Annotated in this window: 12 protein-coding genes; 6 read left to right on the top strand and 6 right to left on the bottom strand. The window is 52.3% G+C overall.

The features are described 5' to 3' along the window. Nucleotides 1-85: 85 nt before the first annotated feature. The 3 genes from PLIM_RS07425 to PLIM_RS07410 all read right to left on the bottom strand — a co-directional run bounded on the left by PLIM_RS07425 (nucleotide 86) and on the right by PLIM_RS07410 (nucleotide 3,284). The gene (locus PLIM_RS07425; protein WP_013109699.1) at nucleotides 86-970 is read right to left on the bottom strand and encodes an alpha/beta hydrolase; all 885 of its coding nucleotides are present in this window, start codon (nucleotides 968-970) and stop codon (nucleotides 86-88) included. A gap of 423 nt (nucleotides 971-1,393) precedes the next feature. After that, complete coding sequence (locus tag PLIM_RS07420) at nucleotides 1,394-2,392, bottom strand: DUF6807 domain-containing protein (RefSeq protein ID WP_013109698.1); 999 nt, start codon at nucleotides 2,390-2,392, stop codon at nucleotides 1,394-1,396. A gap of 325 nt (nucleotides 2,393-2,717) precedes the next feature. Continuing rightward, a complete protein-coding gene (locus PLIM_RS07410; RefSeq protein WP_013109697.1) occupies nucleotides 2,718-3,284 on the bottom strand; it encodes a YqgE/AlgH family protein in 567 nt (188 codons plus the stop codon). A 325-nt stretch (nucleotides 3,285-3,609) separates the two neighbouring features. On the opposite strand from PLIM_RS07410, the gene PLIM_RS07400 reads away from it, so the two are divergent. Further along, a complete protein-coding gene (locus PLIM_RS07400) occupies nucleotides 3,610-5,379 on the top strand; it encodes a chloride channel protein (RefSeq protein WP_148227019.1) in 1,770 nt (589 codons plus the stop codon). A gap of 5 nt (nucleotides 5,380-5,384) precedes the next feature. Here PLIM_RS07400 and PLIM_RS07395 read toward each other — a convergent pair whose 3' ends face one another. From PLIM_RS07395 to PLIM_RS07385, 3 genes are all read right to left on the bottom strand, one after another. Next, on the bottom strand, nucleotides 5,385-6,866 hold the full coding sequence (locus PLIM_RS07395) for a cryptochrome/DNA photolyase family protein (protein ID WP_013109695.1): 1,482 nt from the start codon (nucleotides 6,864-6,866) through the stop codon (nucleotides 5,385-5,387). Between the two features lie 231 nt (nucleotides 6,867-7,097). Next, nucleotides 7,098-7,616 (bottom strand): hypothetical protein, encoded by a 519-nt coding sequence (locus PLIM_RS07390; RefSeq protein ID WP_013109694.1) that lies wholly within the window; start codon nucleotides 7,614-7,616, stop codon nucleotides 7,098-7,100. A 45-nt stretch (nucleotides 7,617-7,661) separates the two neighbouring features. Next, entirely contained in the window at nucleotides 7,662-7,997 is a 336-nt protein-coding gene (locus tag PLIM_RS07385; RefSeq protein WP_013109693.1) for a VOC family protein, read from the bottom strand. 566 nt (nucleotides 7,998-8,563) lie between these two features. Between PLIM_RS07385 and metX the strand changes: the two genes are divergently transcribed. The 5 genes from metX to purH all read left to right on the top strand — a co-directional run bounded on the left by metX (nucleotide 8,564) and on the right by purH (nucleotide 16,540). Then, nucleotides 8,564-9,775, top strand: a complete 1,212-nt coding sequence (gene metX / locus PLIM_RS07380) for a homoserine O-acetyltransferase MetX (RefSeq protein ID WP_013109692.1) — start codon at nucleotides 8,564-8,566, stop codon at nucleotides 9,773-9,775. Further along, nucleotides 9,772-10,461 carry a methionine biosynthesis protein MetW gene (metW, locus tag PLIM_RS07375; RefSeq protein ID WP_013109691.1) on the top strand — a complete coding sequence of 230 codons (690 nt, stop codon included), beginning with the start codon at nucleotides 9,772-9,774 and terminating at the stop codon, nucleotides 10,459-10,461. The genes metX and metW overlap by 4 nt, the downstream gene beginning before the upstream one ends. A gap of 149 nt (nucleotides 10,462-10,610) precedes the next feature. After that, nucleotides 10,611-12,410 (top strand): aspartate kinase, encoded by a 1,800-nt coding sequence (locus PLIM_RS07370; protein ID WP_013109690.1) that lies wholly within the window; start codon nucleotides 10,611-10,613, stop codon nucleotides 12,408-12,410. A gap of 387 nt (nucleotides 12,411-12,797) precedes the next feature. Continuing rightward, the gene (locus PLIM_RS07365) at nucleotides 12,798-14,480 is read left to right on the top strand and encodes a DcaP family trimeric outer membrane transporter (protein WP_013109689.1); all 1,683 of its coding nucleotides are present in this window, start codon (nucleotides 12,798-12,800) and stop codon (nucleotides 14,478-14,480) included. A 482-nt stretch (nucleotides 14,481-14,962) separates the two neighbouring features. Further along, nucleotides 14,963-16,540 (top strand): bifunctional phosphoribosylaminoimidazolecarboxamide formyltransferase/IMP cyclohydrolase, encoded by a 1,578-nt coding sequence (gene purH, locus PLIM_RS07360; protein WP_013109688.1) that lies wholly within the window; start codon nucleotides 14,963-14,965, stop codon nucleotides 16,538-16,540. The last annotated feature ends 3 nt before the right edge of the window (nucleotides 16,541-16,543 follow it).

The following is a 16,543-nucleotide window of genomic DNA, read 5'->3' as shown; positions in this document are numbered from 1 at the left end:
TGAAATTTTGCCTGTGATTTAGTCCCAAAAATTCGAGCGTGATCTCACAATCGACAGGAATGTCGTACTCGGAATGACTGGACGTTCAGTTTTTCGATGGAGAAAGCTCACTGAGGAACTTGCGCACCAATACTCCGCCCGAATCCCCCTCGATAGGAAGTTCACGATTGATCGTCGCGTGATTCTTTCCCGAAAGTCCTTCGACTGCAGCCGATACATCCGCTCGCTTCAATGCCTCTTGCAGTTTCATGGCTTGCTGCCTGCTGTCGGCCCGCGAGGCCACATAGAGGATGAGAAATGGTGGAATTCCGATTCCCTTCTGGACAGCAAGTGTCGGGCTTGCCTCCTTCTGAGTGGCTTCGTCAGCCGAAAAGATCTTCTCGTACATTTCCTTCATTCGAGGAAGCCTCGCGATACGAATCTGTTCAGGAATATCGTACCCGGCACCGTCGAGAAGGATGACGCCAGACAGGAGATTCAACTGAACATCTGCCGCCTTCAAATATCTGGGATCGGTGGCCACCAAAGCCGCCAGATGAGCCCCGGCTGAATGCCCCATCAGCACAATCGATGCAGGAGACTTGATCTCAGGACGATTGGCATTCACGACCCAGGCGATTGCATGGGCGACATCACTGGCCATTTCCGACCATTTGACCTCAGGGTGCATGCGGTAGTTGATAGAGACCATGCCCCACCCCTGCTTGAAAAGAAAATCGGCCTTTTCCCTTGCCCCTGGAGTTTTGGAGCCAATTTCCCAGGCACCGCCATGAACCCATACAACAACCGGTGCATTCGCTGTCGGACCAGGATAAACATCCAGGGTCGTGCGCTCATTTCGCATCTTTTCCCGATAGGGAACATCCATGACCGGTTGAAGATCGGCGGCGAGGGCTCTATTGGGAGGTAGACAAAACAAAATCCCCCAAACACAGAAAGCAGTCAGAATTGAGCAAGCGATCCATTTCATATTTCACTCTCCCAATCACGAAATTAACTCGCCACCGTCCATAAGAAACGACTGCGGATCTTACGGGCAGCATGCCGACGCGCTTAGCTCACAAACGAATGGACTCCAGTGCCGCAGGGACATTCAACAATCTGAGAATGCCTTAGAGAGCCTCCGCAGCTCCTTCCACAGTCCGAGAATGTCACAGAATCACTCATCTCTCAAACCAAGATTTCCACTGAAGGTTTCGCCAAAATAAAAAAAGCAGCAGGATTTCCCCGGGTAAACTCTGAGGAGCTACCCATGGAAATCTGCCGCATTCTTTGTTTTCGATGGAGACCAATCGTCACTCGGGATGAATGCTCCCCAGCATTCGGTTGGGATTGTGCCTTTCCAAATCTGTCACGCTCGCCTTGGAAATTTTATTTGAGGAAGTGAAGAACCTCATGATTTTTTGAGAGTCGCTGTGAACTGGTCATAGGCTTTCTGCAGACTTTCAGAAGTCTGGGAATTGTCAGGGAAGACGAGAATCCGGTAAGTCATTTTGAGAGGCTCGTCTGGCAACAGATCGGTTTCAAAAAATGAACCAAAGCGTCCATAAGGTCGTTCGGAAAAGCGTCTGGGCTTAGGCAGTGAAGGATCTTCGAAGTAGGCAATGGTGTACTTGTTGTCGTTCACGGGATACGTCATCGCGCACCAGTCGAGATTGGCATGCTTGGGTTCTGCCGGGCCATCGTTTTCCTGAACAGCTTCCGGCTGTTGGGGAAAGTTTGCGGGGCGGATGTAGCGAGCCGAGTTCGCGTCGGCGACCGACTGTGGCGCACGGAACTGAAAACCCGCATGCTGGCGATCGCCAGTCAGGCGAATCTTCCCACGCTCGGAATGCAGCACTGTCGACCAGTCGATCTGCCAGCCAAACTTACCATCTCCGAGTGGCAACTTCTTTACTGTGACAGTTCGTTCTTCGCGGATCACAGGCTTGTTGTCGGCATCTTCCCAGTGAATCTCAGCGGTGGCAGTGGCTTCGACATCATTGGCCTCCTGCTTGAGAAATTTGATATGTTTCTGATGGGCACCTTTCGTACAGTGCCAGAAATCGTAGGAGCCTTTGTCGGTTTGTGTCTTATTCCAGGCGACATACATGCCGCGATGATGGGGAAACGTGCCTCCCGGGCCTTTGGTAATCAGATCTCCTGTTCCGGGGCCGAACACATGATGAAAGACTTTATAGGTTTCGGCATTACGCTCGGGTGTCGAGGGGTCATAGGCGTGCATATATTTCAGCACGGGTTGACCATCCAGAGTGAGATCCGTTTCGGTTCCCGCGGCATTGGTCTTCCACTCAAAACCGGCTGTACTCGTGGCAGCCGAACAGACCATCACCGAGAGAATGGCTAACACGCCTCTAGCCAGAAGTGCGGCATTGCTGATCATCAAATGCATGACAGATTATCCCCGTTGTAGAATCAGAATTGTCGAGTCAAACGTCAGTTGTTCGATTGAAGAATCAGATCCGTGATGGGTACATCCCCAATACACCACAAGATCTCCTCAGGATACTGATCGCTGATTTCTTCATGCAGTGCCCTGCCAGTCAGGAGACAGACCTTTCACTGGCACCTGTTCGAGAGATTAACGCAATCGAGCAGCGATTTCCTGCTCGAAACGCATAGGTGACTCGCCTCAGGATCAAGATGTTGCGTCGGAAACGGGATGATCAGCAGACTTAACTCCACTGTCTTGATTCTACTGCCTCAATTCCACTCCCTTAATTCCACTGTGGATTAGGCGATGTATGGGGCACAATCCGGTGAGATTCAAACACGGCCTGAAGCATTTGCTCATAGATTTCATAAGGATCTTCGGCAAATACAATCGATTTTATGGCAGGTGCGACATGCCAGTCGCCATGGGCAAGTTCACCCTCTAATTGACCCGGAGACCATCCGGCACATCCGCAAAAGACACGGAAACGAACCCCAGGCTGGTGAGGATCTGAGGATCTGAGCACATCTTCGAAGGCCTCTCCCGAATTTCCTAACCACACCCCGGGAATCACTCCCGTGCCCTCATGACTCAATTCTTCCAGATTGTGCAGTATGAAAAGTGCAGCAGGTTCGACGGGCCCGCCCACATGCACCAGCTCGGCAGATTCCGGCAATTGGAAGTGCTCACTGAGGGCGTGGTTGACCAGAATCGATGAAGGCCGGTTGAGAACCAACCCCATCGAACCATTCTCGTTGTCTTCCACAATCAGAACGACAGTCTTGTAAAAGTTAGAATCCTTCAATTGCTTCGAAGCAACGAGCAATTTTCCTCGCAGAGATTCAGCCATACAACATCTTTTACAGCAGCGGAAAAAATCAAAACAACCTGATGAATGGCACGGCATTTAGCCAACACTGTCAATTTTTAGAGATTATGGTCAACCTGCGGGGAGAAACCATCCTCAAGCTCTTGTTGGATATCCACACAAATTGTCACGATAACGAACCAGTTCCGGACTTTCTTCGAAATTCTGTGATGACCATCTGTTTTCGCTCCCTCGAAAAGGGGCGAATGAACCCTCGACCCAAAAAGAAGTTCGATTTCATCAACGAAAGGCGTTCCGAGTGTCTGCATGGCATCCCAGAATTACAGCATTCTACAGTCATGCGACGGTGAGAATCTTAATTCTTTCCGTGATTGTGGGAGTTGTCGCTGGTTTAGGAGCGGCTCTGTTTCAGACATTATGTCAGTTTGTGACCTGGGGAACATTAGAAACGTGGGCGGGGTACTCTGCTCCTGAACCCACCGGAGAACCTCGACTGTTTCCGCCGGGAAGCCACACATTTGTCCCCTGGATGTTGGTTCTGATTACGACAATTGGAGGTCTGATCTCCGGGCTATTGGTCTTCTGCATTGCTCCGGAAGCGGAAGGGCACGGAACTGACAACGTGATTGCGGCCTTTCACCACGGGCGAGGTTTGATCCGAGCCCGGGTTCCACTGGTCAAACTGCTGGCCTCAGCCATCACGATCGGGACAGGTGGCTCCGGAGGACGAGAAGGCCCGATTGCGCAGATTGGAGCGGCATTCGGTTCGAACATGGCGCGTCTGCTACGGCTCTCCGTTCGTGAGCGACGCATCCTGATGGCTGCAGGGATGGGAGCCGGGATTGGCTCGATCTTTCGTGCTCCCCTGGCAGGAGCCATGTTCTCTGCAGAAATCATGTATCGAGATGCGGATATCGAAAGCGATGTCATTGTTCCTTCCGCCATCGCCTCGATTATTGGATATGCCACCTTTTCCCAGTTTCTGCCCGTTGAATTTCAGAATCAGCCCTTATTTGGCAACCAGACCGTCTACGTGATGTCAAGCCTGTGGGAGTTGATCCCCCTGGGATTGATGGCTCTCGTGCTGTCGGGCGCTTCATGGTTTTATGTCCGCACATTTTATGGGACAGTCCGTCTGACACATCAACTTCCACTTCCTCCACATTTTAAACCTGCGATTGGTGCAGGTTTGGCCGCTCTGATCGGTATTGGACTTTACTTTCTGTTTGATCGGAACATTCTCGCATTGGGTGTCCTGGCGACTGGCTACGGTACACTGGAAGTAGCCTTATCGAATGCCTCGACTGCAGGCATAGGCCTGTTGTGCGCCGTCGCCTTCGCCAAGATCATCACGACATCCTTAACCATCAGCAGTGGTGGTTCGGGTGGCGTTTTCGGCCCATCCATGGTGATTGGAGGTTGTCTGGGAGCTGCCTGCGGACTCTTTTTTCATCACTTTTTTCCAGGCATTGTCAAACAACCGGAACTCTTTGCGATTGTCGGGATGGCTGGCTTTTTTGCAGGTTCTGCCCGAGCCCCAATATCCACAGTGCTGATGGTCTCGGAGATTACCGGCGATTATGGCCTGCTATTGCCCACACTCTGGGTTTCTTCGCTTTGTTTCGTACTCTGCAGAGGCTGGACGCTCTACCATTGCCAGGTCGAATCGAGGAGTGAGTCACCAGTCCATCAGTACGATTGGGTTCCATCGCAACTCGCAGAAAAGTTCATCAAAGACATCAAACTTACGCATACTCAGGTTTTGCGGGTCGATGAGCCTTTAACCCGGATCATGCATCTGCTGACGACATCGCATCAGAGTGTTTTTCCCGTGGTGGATCACCATGGTGCGCTTGTGGGCAGAATTTCACTCGATCAACTTCTGCCCCGACTGGAAGATCAAACCAGTTGGCCAAACACTTTCGCCCGCGATCTATCCCTGCCTTTTGCCATGACCTTAACTCTTGAAACCCCGCTGGCGCAGGCCATCAGTGATCTGGCGAAAAATGCGGATGGAGTGATCCCCGTAATCGATCCTGACGCCGCTAACCACTATCTGGGGATGCTGACATCTCAACAGATCATGGGATCGATCCATACCAACCATCGTGAGTAACTCCTCTATTTTCCCGAGGATGCGGCATAGCGTTTGAGATAGTCCTTTACGGGAAGTTTGCGAGCCGTATTATCGGAGCTCATGTACCGGATCGTACCAAATATTGGACGTTCCGGCCCCCAGGCTCGGTCGTATCGACCAAAGACCCAGAAAATTCCCGAATAGGAATTCGGATTTCGTCCGTCGACAGCATATTTATTGTTCAGGTGAATGAGCGTCTCAACAGCCTGCTGCGGTGTGAGCGACCATTCGAGAACTTTTTTGCCCCAGAGCATCCGCAGATAATTATGCATTCGTCCCTCGCGGACGAGTTGTCGCTGGGCGGCATTCCAGAGTTCATCATGAGTCTGTGCTATCTCAAGCTGATGCAGATCATAGAGGGATGGGCGATGATCACCCGCATGCTTTTCTAAAGATTGCCTTGCCCAGGCCGGCAATGACTCATATTGATCATAATCTTCCCGATGCGAAGTGAAGTTGTAGCCCACTTCTCGCCACGTGATCAATTCGTCGAGAAAAGCCTCTGCCGCAGGGGACATCTGCCACCAGCCTTCCCGACTACCTGAAGCTTTCTCCGGGAGATGCTCCGGCTTCCATGATTCCTTGGCCGCAAGTCGCGAAAAGACCTCATGGGCAGAGACATGTCCAAAGTGAAGATAAGGCGATAATCCGCTGGCCGCTTCTTGTTCAGGGTTGTTCCGATCATCGGCATATCGTGGCAAACGCGATTTGAAGAACCGTGCGACAGCTTCCTGAGCAGCCTTGAGCCCACCACGAAACGCAGCAGGTTGAACGGTCTGATCGATGGGCAGTTGAGCGAGAGCACTGGCATCCCGATTGAGCAATCCAGGGGTCGCTGGCGACCACTTTCTGGCAATCTGACCAGGAATTTCCATCGAGAGAATCGGGCCTGCCAGGGAATCGGCCACAGGGAACTCGGAAAGATAAGGTTTGATATTCTTTTGCAGGAAGCGCCGGAAAGCATGAGCTGTAGTAAAAACCTGATCGGTCGCTCGCATCGGGAATATCCCGTTGCTGTCGACACACTCCAGTGGGACATCGATTCTCTGCCCTAAAGTTTGAACCATTCTGGGCAGGAAATAGCAGGGAAAGTCATCGGTAATCACTGCTGCTGCTTTTTGAGCATAAGCTTCAACGAGACCAACGCCATGCCCGGGTTCGGGTTCGACATAAGGATGATAGGCGATCCCCCTCTCTTGACAGAGAGCATGGTGCTCAGCCATCCCTTCAATGACAAAATGATGAAACCGTACAGACGACCATTTCGCCCGGCAGCCAATGGGCTCCAGAATGACCAGTGGAAGATTTAACGTTTGTGCCCTGTGAACGGCCTGCTGCAACCCGAAATTCCATTGGAGCCGCCGGGCCGAAATCATCCAGTAAAGCACATACCGTCCGCTCTTTTTCAAAGGACAGGAATTGAGTTGCCGAACACGACTTGAGGGAGCTTCGGGAACAAGCGCCATGGAGATGACCGTCTTATCGAATGAAAAAACCGGGTGGTTAAATTGAGCCACAACCCTGAAGTGTAGTGCCTCGAAGCCAAGTGGCGAAGGATCCAAAGCTCAACCCATTCTCGATGCACTCGCCAGGTATCAGTGTGGCATATGCCCGGTCACGGCATGCTTTGGCATCAGTCGCTTCAGAAAATCGGAGTGCTTTATTCAACCGAATGCTCCATTTTCAGCGAGCACCCATTAAATTCTCAGCCAATCGATCCAAGCCAGGTTGAGAGCTTCCTTCTCCGCAAGAAACCGATCAGGCAGAACAACGAGAACTCCGCCTTCTGACTGACGAACCCTGATATCCAGAACGCCTGCTGGCAACGGTGGTTTATCGCCTGCCTTGTGATTGCGAGCGGCAGGTGCCGGAGCTAATAGCACAAAAGGGAATTGTCCCGATTGCCGACGACTGCCTGAAGTGGAAAACCGCCCCGATTCCACTTGCAGACTTTCCAGTTCAGTCAACCCGGCAAAAAAAATCTCGACGCGATCAGGCCAGTTGTTTTCTTCCGGAGTGATCGTACAACGTCCAATCCCACGGCTGGAGAGAATCGTTACCCGCAGAACTCCTGCGTCAAACTGAGATTCGGCTAAATCCTCGGCATGCTGGAATCTGGAAAATCGGAGTTTCAGATCGGGTTGATTCTCCTGAGCCCACAGGCACAGCCCAAGGCCCAAAAACATCAGACAGGTTACCGCAGACGATCTGAGCATGACATTTTCCACTGACACAGGAAAACGTGGAGGATTTGAAACTGTTTACAGACTGGTGGGATCCATCAATTCGACCGAATTTCCGGAAGGATCCTGGATATAACAGGATCTTGTTCCGTCTCGATGCGTCTTTAAAGAGCCATACTCTCCGGCCCGATCACTCGTGAAGGCGATGTGTGGTGGGTGTTGCTCAGGAATCACCAGAGCCAGGCTGAGATTTCCAAATTTCAGCAAGGCCCAGGTACTATCCTGATAGGCAATCCGACACTGAAAGTGAGAGGTGTACCACTCGACCGATTGAGCGACATCAGTCACTGAAATGGCAATATGATGCAGATCGTCCAATTTGAGGGACGACGCTTCGATGACGGAAGTTTCCATGATTGACCTGCTTGCTGCGATTTCCCAGAGGGTTGACACAGAGAAGTTTGACTTGAGAGTCAGTTTCAGATTTCGATCATTAATCCTGCCCAGCGACAAGAAGCGAGTTCAAAACGAACTTTTATCCTGACGACGAATAATTCTATCAGGCTGGTGACGATTTACGATGTGACGAAATCAGCAATGGTAGGGAACCTCACGAAATCCAGCAGTCCTGCAACATCAGCAGCGATTGAGTGGAAGCCGCTTTTCTCCCGAAATCTGAACTCCAAAGCCCCGCCGCCTGAGTACCAAATGACAGTCTTCAGCAAAGTTCACGGCTCGAAGTCGATCGCCTCGTGTTGTGCCTCACTTTGAATTGTTCGTACGGCTCGTTTTGCCGCCGCTCGACTTGTCCAATTGATTTCTTTATGATTCATCAACTTGCAGTGCTCACAGAAGCACTCAAAATGAATTGCGGGAACATTCTGGGTTTTGTCAGGCGGAGTTGTGACTTCGAACTCAGACGGATACAGATCCCGTAAGTTCAGTCAAATCAGCAAGTGACGGTTGGATGATCGGTCGATATGACACTCGCGTCTGCACCACCACTTCCGAGAGACGATCGCTCGGTTGGGATCGTCTCGACAAACATGATCGATTTATTCTCTGCCGAGTCTCCGCTGAAACTTGAAAGCGGTGTGGAACTTGGGCCCGTTCGCGTGGCTTATGAGACCTACGGGCAACTCAATGAAGATGCCTCCAACGCCATTTACATCTGCCATGCACTCACTGGTGACGCAAATGTGGCCGGTAAGCACAGCCCGGAGAGTAAAAAGGCCGGCTGGTGGGATGGGATGGTTGGGCCAGGCAAGACCTTCGATACCAACCGATTCTTTGTCATCTGCTCGAATGTTCTGGGTGGTTGTAAGGGAACAACAGGCCCCTGCTCCACCAATCCCGCGACTGGTAAGCCCTGGGGGTCCACATTCCCGTTTATCACCATTGGTGACATGGTGGAAGTTCATGCTCAACTGGTGCGGTCATTAGGCATTCGTAAACTTCTGGCCGTTGTGGGGGGAAGTCTGGGTGGCATGATGGCACTCGACTGGGCCGCTCGATTTCCAGATATGGCGCATGCGATCGTCGGCCTGGCAACATCGGCGCGACTCACCGCACAAGGGATTGCCTTCAATGCTGTTGGCCGACGTGCGATCTACGCCGACCCCAATTACAAGAATGGTGACTATTACGAAGGTGAAGGCCCGAAATTTGGCCTGGCTCTGGCACGGATGATTGCTCACATCACTTATCTTTCAGAAACATCCATTGAAAGAAAGTTCGGTCGCAAGCTCCAAAACAGTGATCAGCTTGGCTATGTGCTTCAACAAGAGATCGAATTTCAGGTCGAGAGCTACCTGCATTATCAGGGGCAAAGGTTTGTCGAGCGATTCGATGCGAACTGTTACCTGTATCTGACACGGGCGATGGACTACTTCGACATTTCTCAGAAATATGGTTCCATTGGTGCCGCACTCGGCCAGACAGCGGCTCGCTTCTTTCTCTGTTCTTACAGTAGCGATTGGCTGTTTCCTCCTTCGCAGAGTCGGGAGATTGTGACAGCACTCCTGGGAGCGGGAAAAAATGTGACTTACCTGGAGTTGGAAAGTGTTAAAGGCCACGATTCATTTCTGTTAGAGCTGGAAGAACTCGAATCACTGCTCAAGCCGTTTCTTAATTCCATTTCTTCGGAAGTGATGACTCTCGCCTCCACACGTTCCGGGGGAAGTCATCGATGAAATATCTCCTTGCCGATCATGCTGCCGCGCTGATTGACCGGATCATTATGGATCAAATCCCGGCTGGCAGCCGCGTGCTGGATCTGGGGTGTGGTGATGGTCGCCTGCTCTGCCGACTCAGGGATGAAATGGGTGCTTCAATCCAGGGAGTGGAGCGCGATCCCAAAGCTGTGATTGCAGCCATCTCGAAAGGCGTTCCCGTCATTCAGGCAGACCTCGATCAGGGACTGGATGAAATTCCTGACCATGCCTTTGATTATGCTGTTCTCAGTCAGACGCTTCAGCAGGTCATCCAACCTGAGAATGTCGTCAATGAAATGCTCCGTGCTGCCCAGCGGGCCATCGTCGTGGTGCCCAACTTTGGACACTGGAGAATCCGACTGCAGATTCTCGTCAATGGGCGAGTTCCGATTACCTCAGAACTCCCCTATGACTGGTACAACACACCGAACCTGCACTTTCTCACGATGATTGACTTCCGGGCATTGACGGAACGTCTTCAACTGCGAATTGTGCGGGAGCTTCCGATCGTCAGTGGAGTCGCAAAAGCAGGCCTGAAACTGGCGAATCTCAGAGCAGAAAGTGCACTCTTCGTGCTCGAACGTATGACGAATGAAGTGATCCCGATTACTATTCCAGAACCTCAAAAGCCAGCGAATGAAATCGAAAGTGATTCAGCCGTGTGAAGCCTGAGAACCTCGCGTCTGACTCATCTCAGGCAGTACAATCATCGACAAGATGCCAGCAGCGACAAAACCTTAGTATTCCATGATTTGTGGTTCTGATTGACAGCCAGGATTCTCCCGCGAAGCCCTTTTCTGACAGGAACATGATTGTGTCGATTGTTGTTCAGAAGTTTGGTGGTACCAGCGTCGCCGATGCTCAACGAATTATGGCAGCAGCCCGTCGCATCGTGGCCACGAAACGGCAGGGCCATCAAGTCGTCGCTGTTGTCAGTGCCCGCGGCGAAAAAACCGATGAACTTGTGGATCTCGCCAAAAGCATTTCGGCCCATCCCAGACCTCGTGAGATGGATATGCTCCTCTCGACTGGCGAACAGGAATCAGTCGCACTGGTGGCCATGGCAGTGCATGAACTGGGTGAAGATGCCGTCAGTCTGACCGGTGCCCAGATTGGCATTCTCACGGACAGTACCTTTACCAAGGCCCGCATTCGGAAAATTACGACTGACCGGATTCGTGCTGCGCTGGAAGCTGGCAAGATTGTCATTGCAGCCGGTTTTCAAGGTGTGGATGAAGATTCCAACATCACAACTCTGGGCCGCGGTGGCAGCGATACGACAGCAACGGCTTTGGCAGCGGTTCTGGAAGCCGATGTCTGCGAAATTTATACCGACGTAGAAGGGATCTTTACCACCGACCCGAGGGCTGTCAAACAGGCCCGAAAGATGGATCGTATTTCTTACGATGAAATGCTCGAACTGACGAGTCTGGGCGGCGGGAAGATGCATTCGCGATCCATCGAATTCGCAAAGAAGTATCGAGTTCCGCTGTTGGTTCGACCATCATTTTCGGATGGTGAAGGGACGCTGATTGCCCCTCAACTTGATGCTGAAGCACCGGTCGTTTCCGGGATCGCTCTGGTGAAGAAAGAGGCGATTGTCCACCTGAGGAACATTCCAGATCGTCCGGGTGTTCTGGCGATTGTCTTCCACTGCATGGCGAGCCGACGAATACCGATTGATATGGTGATTCAGGATATCGCCGAGGGAGGCGTAGCAAATGTTTCGTTTACCGTTCCTCAGGACGATCTTGCCGATACATTGACCGCAGCGAATGAAGCTGCCGAGCGATTAGGGGCCGGTGATGTCGGCAGCAGCACGAATCTGGCCAAACTAAGTGTGGTAGGTGCCGGCATGCGGACACACACAGGTGTGGCTGCTCACCTTTTCCAGTCGCTGGCCGAAGCTAATGTCAGTATCCGCATGATTACAACCAGCGAGATCAAGATTTCCGTACTGGTAAATCGCGATCAATCCCAGGAAGCTCTGGAAGCAGTTCACTCAGGCTTTTCGTTGCATCTGGATCAGTCTCCACAGCCTCGGATTGGCTTTAAGCAGATTGATCCGGAACGTCAACGGGCGGGTGTCTCTCGCGATGAACTCGAGCAGGATGTTGTCCGCCGCCTACAAAGCATGGAAGATATTGTCGTCAGTGATGTCCAACTCGATACGGCTCAATCTCGAATCACTGTCAAGAATGTCGCGGATCGTCCAGGGGTCGCAGCCGAGGTCTTTAAGGCCGTGGCTGAAGGTGGCGTGATGGTCGATATGATCGTCCAGAATGTGGGCCAGGAACAACGAGCCGATCTTTCATTTACCGTCCCACGCCCCGATCTGGAACGTTGCCTGCTGTTGATGCGGGAACTGCTCGAACCGTGGCCGGAAACCTCGCTGCATTTCGATAAGGATATTGCTCTCCTTGCAGTCATCGGCATTGGCTTGCGGAGCCATACGGGAGTGGGCGAGAAGATGTTCACAGCTCTCGCGGAATCGGGGATTAACATCCAGATGGTCAACACCAGCGAAACGCGGATCAGTGTCGTGGTGGGCACTGCTGAAGCGGAAAAGGCGTTCGCAACGCTCAATCGTGTGTTCCATAAGCAAGGCAGGTAGACTCACAGGTTCCGTAGAATCTTTTGGTTCTCAGCTTGTGGTCAAGCAGCCATTCACCTTACTGCAGAAGGGCTTGCCAGTCGGCAGGCCCTTCTTTTTTTTGAGCTCTGAGAAAAAGAAGTTTCTGGCGAGTTGGAGGTGGCTTTCGATCAATTCAAAATTGTGAACCCATACACCTCATGATTCGGGATGGAAATTCTTGCCGCTAATCTTCAAAAGCTGCTGACCTGAATCGTTTCTTCCTCAATGAAACCTTCAATACTGAAGAAATCCATCAACCCGATGTCAAAGCCTGTCGATTTTAACGATGAGTAGAAGTGTCTCTCTCAGGCAACCGGAACACCGGCAATTCTCGCCTGTTCATAAAATGAGTCGGGAGCAAGGCTCATGGCCTGGTTCAAACGATACCCTTCAGCGATTCGATGGTCCGTGAATCAATCGTTCGTGAGAAAACTGTTTCTCCTCGTCGCGATCATTACCGGCACCGAATTCTGTGGCGGCATCACAAAAGCACAGGAGGCTCCTGTTCTCAGTTCGATCCAGCCACCTTTTGCGCAAGAACCTAACCAAAATTCAATACCTGAAGAACCGATACCACTTCTGTCATCACCAGTTACTCCCGCTGCATCTTCCCAGATTCAGCCGGCTCAATATCTGGTTGATCCTGCGACGGACTATCAGTCGGCCTCATTTGATCCGTTTGACCCATTGATTGATTCTGACATCGGGCAGAATTATTCGATGATGGCGTATCAGTCGCTGGCCAGTCATTACGACGATTTGGCGACTGGCCCCAAGCAATATGCCGACTACGCACCAGAGGGTTTCTATCCGCTGGATTATCAGGAGGCCCCCGGAGCATCCTTGTACACCCGGTTATCGCCTGCTCCGGCAATCTCTCCGGATGATTTTGATCGGCTTGTCATTCGCGGGCCTGTCCCTGGTTCGTTCATGGTGCCGGGAACACCGACATCCATCCGTTTGAGCGGATTCGTACGCATGGGGGCCAACTACGACTTTCAGCCCGTTGGTACGCCAGATCTGTTTGTGACGAGAACAATTCCTGTCCCGCAGACTCCCGGGCAGAATGTGAACTACAGCGCCCGACCCACTCGCATCAGCCTCGACACGTGGACGCCGACCACTCACAACGACTGGGTGGTTCACACGTTTGTGCAGTTCGATTTTCTCAGCGGGAATCCGCCGGCTGTGGGGTCTTCCAGCAACCCCCGCCTACGGTTTGCGTTTGTCGATTACGGATATTTTCGAATCGGACAGGATACAACAGTCTTTATGGATGCCAGTGTTTTCCCGCGTACGGCCGATTTTCAAGGTCCGAACGGGATCGTCAATTCCCGCCAGGGGCTGGGGCGAATCACACTCCCGGTCTCAGAAAACGTTTTCGTCGCAGCAGCACTCGAGCAACCATTTTCCGATATCACGACGAATGGCCTGGGCACCAATGTTCAAGATGTCCCGGATTTCACGACACATTTGCGATATCAACGCGATCTCTGGCATTTGCAGTCGGCTGCCATCGTGAGATCCATTGGATATCGACCGACGGGAGAAGAGGTTGATCGCCGTGCTGGCTGGGGTGTGAATCTGACTGGAAGCCTCCTTCCCTGGGCGATTCTCAAAGGCGAAAATCCACTGAGAGACACTGATCCTCAACCCATCACCAGAAGTCGAGTTTTGCTGCAGTTTGCGGTGGGTTCCGGGATTGGCCGTTACATTCAGGATACCAGCGGTATTGGTCTGGATGGTGCTGTGACAGCCAATGGTGGATTTGAAACCTTAGGAATTCGCAGCATGACGGCCTCCTACGAGCATTGGTGGGCAGAACGCTGGATGACCAACCTGACCTACTCGAATGTGCAGGTTGACAGCAGCAATGCGATGCCAGGGAGCAGCTTCGCAGGCTCGGACTATGTCGCGACCAGCCTGTGGTATGTTCCCGTTCGCAATGCATCCATCGGGATTGAGTACCTCTGGGGCCGTCGAGAAAATCAGAATGGTGAATCGGGAACTGCCAATCGCATTCAGACGGTCTTCCAATACAACTTTTAGATTCGATCCTGCTGATTGAATCCATCTCTCCGTTCGATGTCGTCGAGAATTGAAGTACGAGTTCTCCGATTCTCTTCATCCCGCCGAACGTGATCGCCCGTCGAACGTGATCGCCCGTCGAACGTGATCGCCCGTCGAACGTGATCGCCCGTCGAACGTGATCGCCCGTCGAACGTGATCGAGAGAGTAATTCTGAGCTATCGCTCAAACGCCACCCCTCTGGCAATCATTCGCTTCTGGGCCTACAGGGACACACAACCAAGTTTCAGAGTATCGTGAGGCATTTCTAAGCACAGAACGTTCAAAGTCGTCAGCCACATTGCTGTCGGCCATGTTTTCCATCAGCCGAAGAGTCGAAGTACTCACAGGTGATATCTCAAAAGGGGCTTCGATCCCGTTTGATTGGTATCGTCGTGAGGGAGTCGGTAAACTCCTGGTTCCAAGACGGTTCTGACGACTGCTGATGATTGAAGGAGGCTGCAATGGTTCGCCGCGCATTGATTTCGTGTAGTGATAAGACCGGACTTGTGCCATTTGCGCGGCGGCTGGAAGTTCTGGGATTCGAAATCCTCTCCACAGGTGGCACTGCCAAAACCCTCACTGAGGGTGGAGTCCGAGTCACGGATGTTTCAGACTACACTCAATTCCCTGAGATGATGGATGGGCGGCTCAAGACGCTGCATCCTCGGGTTCATGGTGGACTGCTCGGCCGCCCCGATCTGCCAGGCGATCGCCAGTCCATGGAAAGCCATGGGATCACTCCAATCGAACTGGCTGTGGTCAATCTTTATCCTTTTGTCGAGACCATCTCCAAGCCTGGTGTTCTCGCACAAGAGGCGATCGAGCAGATCGATATTGGCGGACCATCGATGGTCCGTTCAGCTGCCAAAAATCACGCTCACGTCCTGATTGTCACCACACCAGATCAGTATGACCGCGTGGCGACGGCGCTTGAGCACAATTCCGTATCACTCGAATTCCGCCGTGAGCTGGCCGCAGCGGCCTTCGAAATGACAGCTTTGTACGACCGGGCCATTGCCGATTACATGAAGGGGCTGCTAACGGATTACGATTCGGAAGGACCCGAAACAACCTTCCCTCGCAAGCTGGCATTGCAGTTCCAGCGCCATGCAACATTACGTTATGGCGAAAACCCTCATCAGCAGGCCGCCATCTACCACGAGACCAGCCCTCACCCAGCGACTTTGGCTAAAGCCGAGGTTCTTCACGGCAAAGAACTTTCTTTCAATAACTATCTGGATCTTGATGCAGCCATGCAGATTGTGCGGGAGTTCTCCAAGCCCGCCGTTTCGGTCATCAAGCATAATAATCCCTGTGGCTGCGCAATTTCTGAGTCCATCAGTGAAGCTTATGTGCAGGCCGATGCCTGTGACCCGGTGAGTGCGTTTGGATCGATTCTGGGATTCAACCGTACTCTCGATCTGGCTACAGCCGAGGAACTTTGTGCTCCGGGACGATTTATCGAAGCAATTATTGCCCCCGGTTATGAGCCAGATGCATTGACCATGCTCACCTCGGCACCCAAGTGGCGACACAGTGTTCGCCTCTTGAAGAGCCCGGCACTCATTGATTCACGTCCACGGCAACTCGAGTACCGCAAGATCACGGGAGGCCTGCTGGTTCAAGAGCAGGATGACCGGCCTGAACAAACTCATGAGTGGCGTGTGGTGACATCAAGAACACCCACTGCGATCGAACGGGCAGATCTGGAGTTCGCCTGGGCCGTCTGCAAACATGTGAAGAGCAATGCGATTCTGCTCGCCAAAAATGGAGCCAGTGTCGGTGTGGGAGCCGGCCAGATGAGTCGCCTCGATTCAGCCCGAATTGCCTGCGAAAAGGCAGCCGATCGATCACGAGGTTCGGTCGCGGCCTCTGATGCCTTCTTCCCATTCCGCGATGGCGTCGATCAACTGCATCATGCCGGGATTACCGCCATCATTCAGCCAGGTGGCTCCAAGCGAGATGAAGAGGTCATTGAAGCCTGCAATGAATATGGCATCGCCATGATCTTTACCGGCCGTCGTCACTTCCGCCATTAAGCG

This window comes from Planctopirus limnophila DSM 3776 (assembly GCF_000092105.1).
Taxonomy (GTDB): Bacteria; Planctomycetota; Planctomycetia; order Planctomycetales; family Planctomycetaceae; genus Planctopirus; species Planctopirus limnophila.
The sequence above is the reverse complement of the archived record's forward strand: the minus strand, read 5'-3'. Positions and strand labels throughout refer to the sequence as shown.

Excerpts from the sequence above, each read along its gene's own strand:
- PLIM_RS07425 (WP_013109699.1), bottom strand. The coding sequence starts at position 970 with ATGAAATGGATCGCTTGCTCAATTCTGACTGCTTTCTGTGTTTGGGGG.
- PLIM_RS07420 (WP_013109698.1), bottom strand. The coding sequence starts at position 2,392 with ATGCATTTGATGATCAGCAATGCCGCACTTCTGGCTAGAGGCGTGTTA.
- PLIM_RS07410 (WP_013109697.1), bottom strand. The coding sequence starts at position 3,284 with ATGGCTGAATCTCTGCGAGGAAAATTGCTCGTTGCTTCGAAGCAATTG.
- PLIM_RS07395 (WP_013109695.1), bottom strand. The coding sequence starts at position 6,866 with ATGGCGCTTGTTCCCGAAGCTCCCTCAAGTCGTGTTCGGCAACTCAAT.
- PLIM_RS07390 (WP_013109694.1), bottom strand. The coding sequence starts at position 7,616 with ATGCTCAGATCGTCTGCGGTAACCTGTCTGATGTTTTTGGGCCTTGGG.
- PLIM_RS07385 (WP_013109693.1), bottom strand. The coding sequence starts at position 7,997 with ATGGAAACTTCCGTCATCGAAGCGTCGTCCCTCAAATTGGACGATCTG.
- metX (WP_013109692.1), top strand. The coding sequence starts at position 8,564 with ATGACACTCGCGTCTGCACCACCACTTCCGAGAGACGATCGCTCGGTT.
- metW (WP_013109691.1), top strand. The coding sequence starts at position 9,772 with ATGAAATATCTCCTTGCCGATCATGCTGCCGCGCTGATTGACCGGATC.
- PLIM_RS07365 (WP_013109689.1), top strand. The coding sequence starts at position 12,798 with ATGGCCTGGTTCAAACGATACCCTTCAGCGATTCGATGGTCCGTGAAT.
- purH (WP_013109688.1), top strand. The coding sequence starts at position 14,963 with ATGGTTCGCCGCGCATTGATTTCGTGTAGTGATAAGACCGGACTTGTG.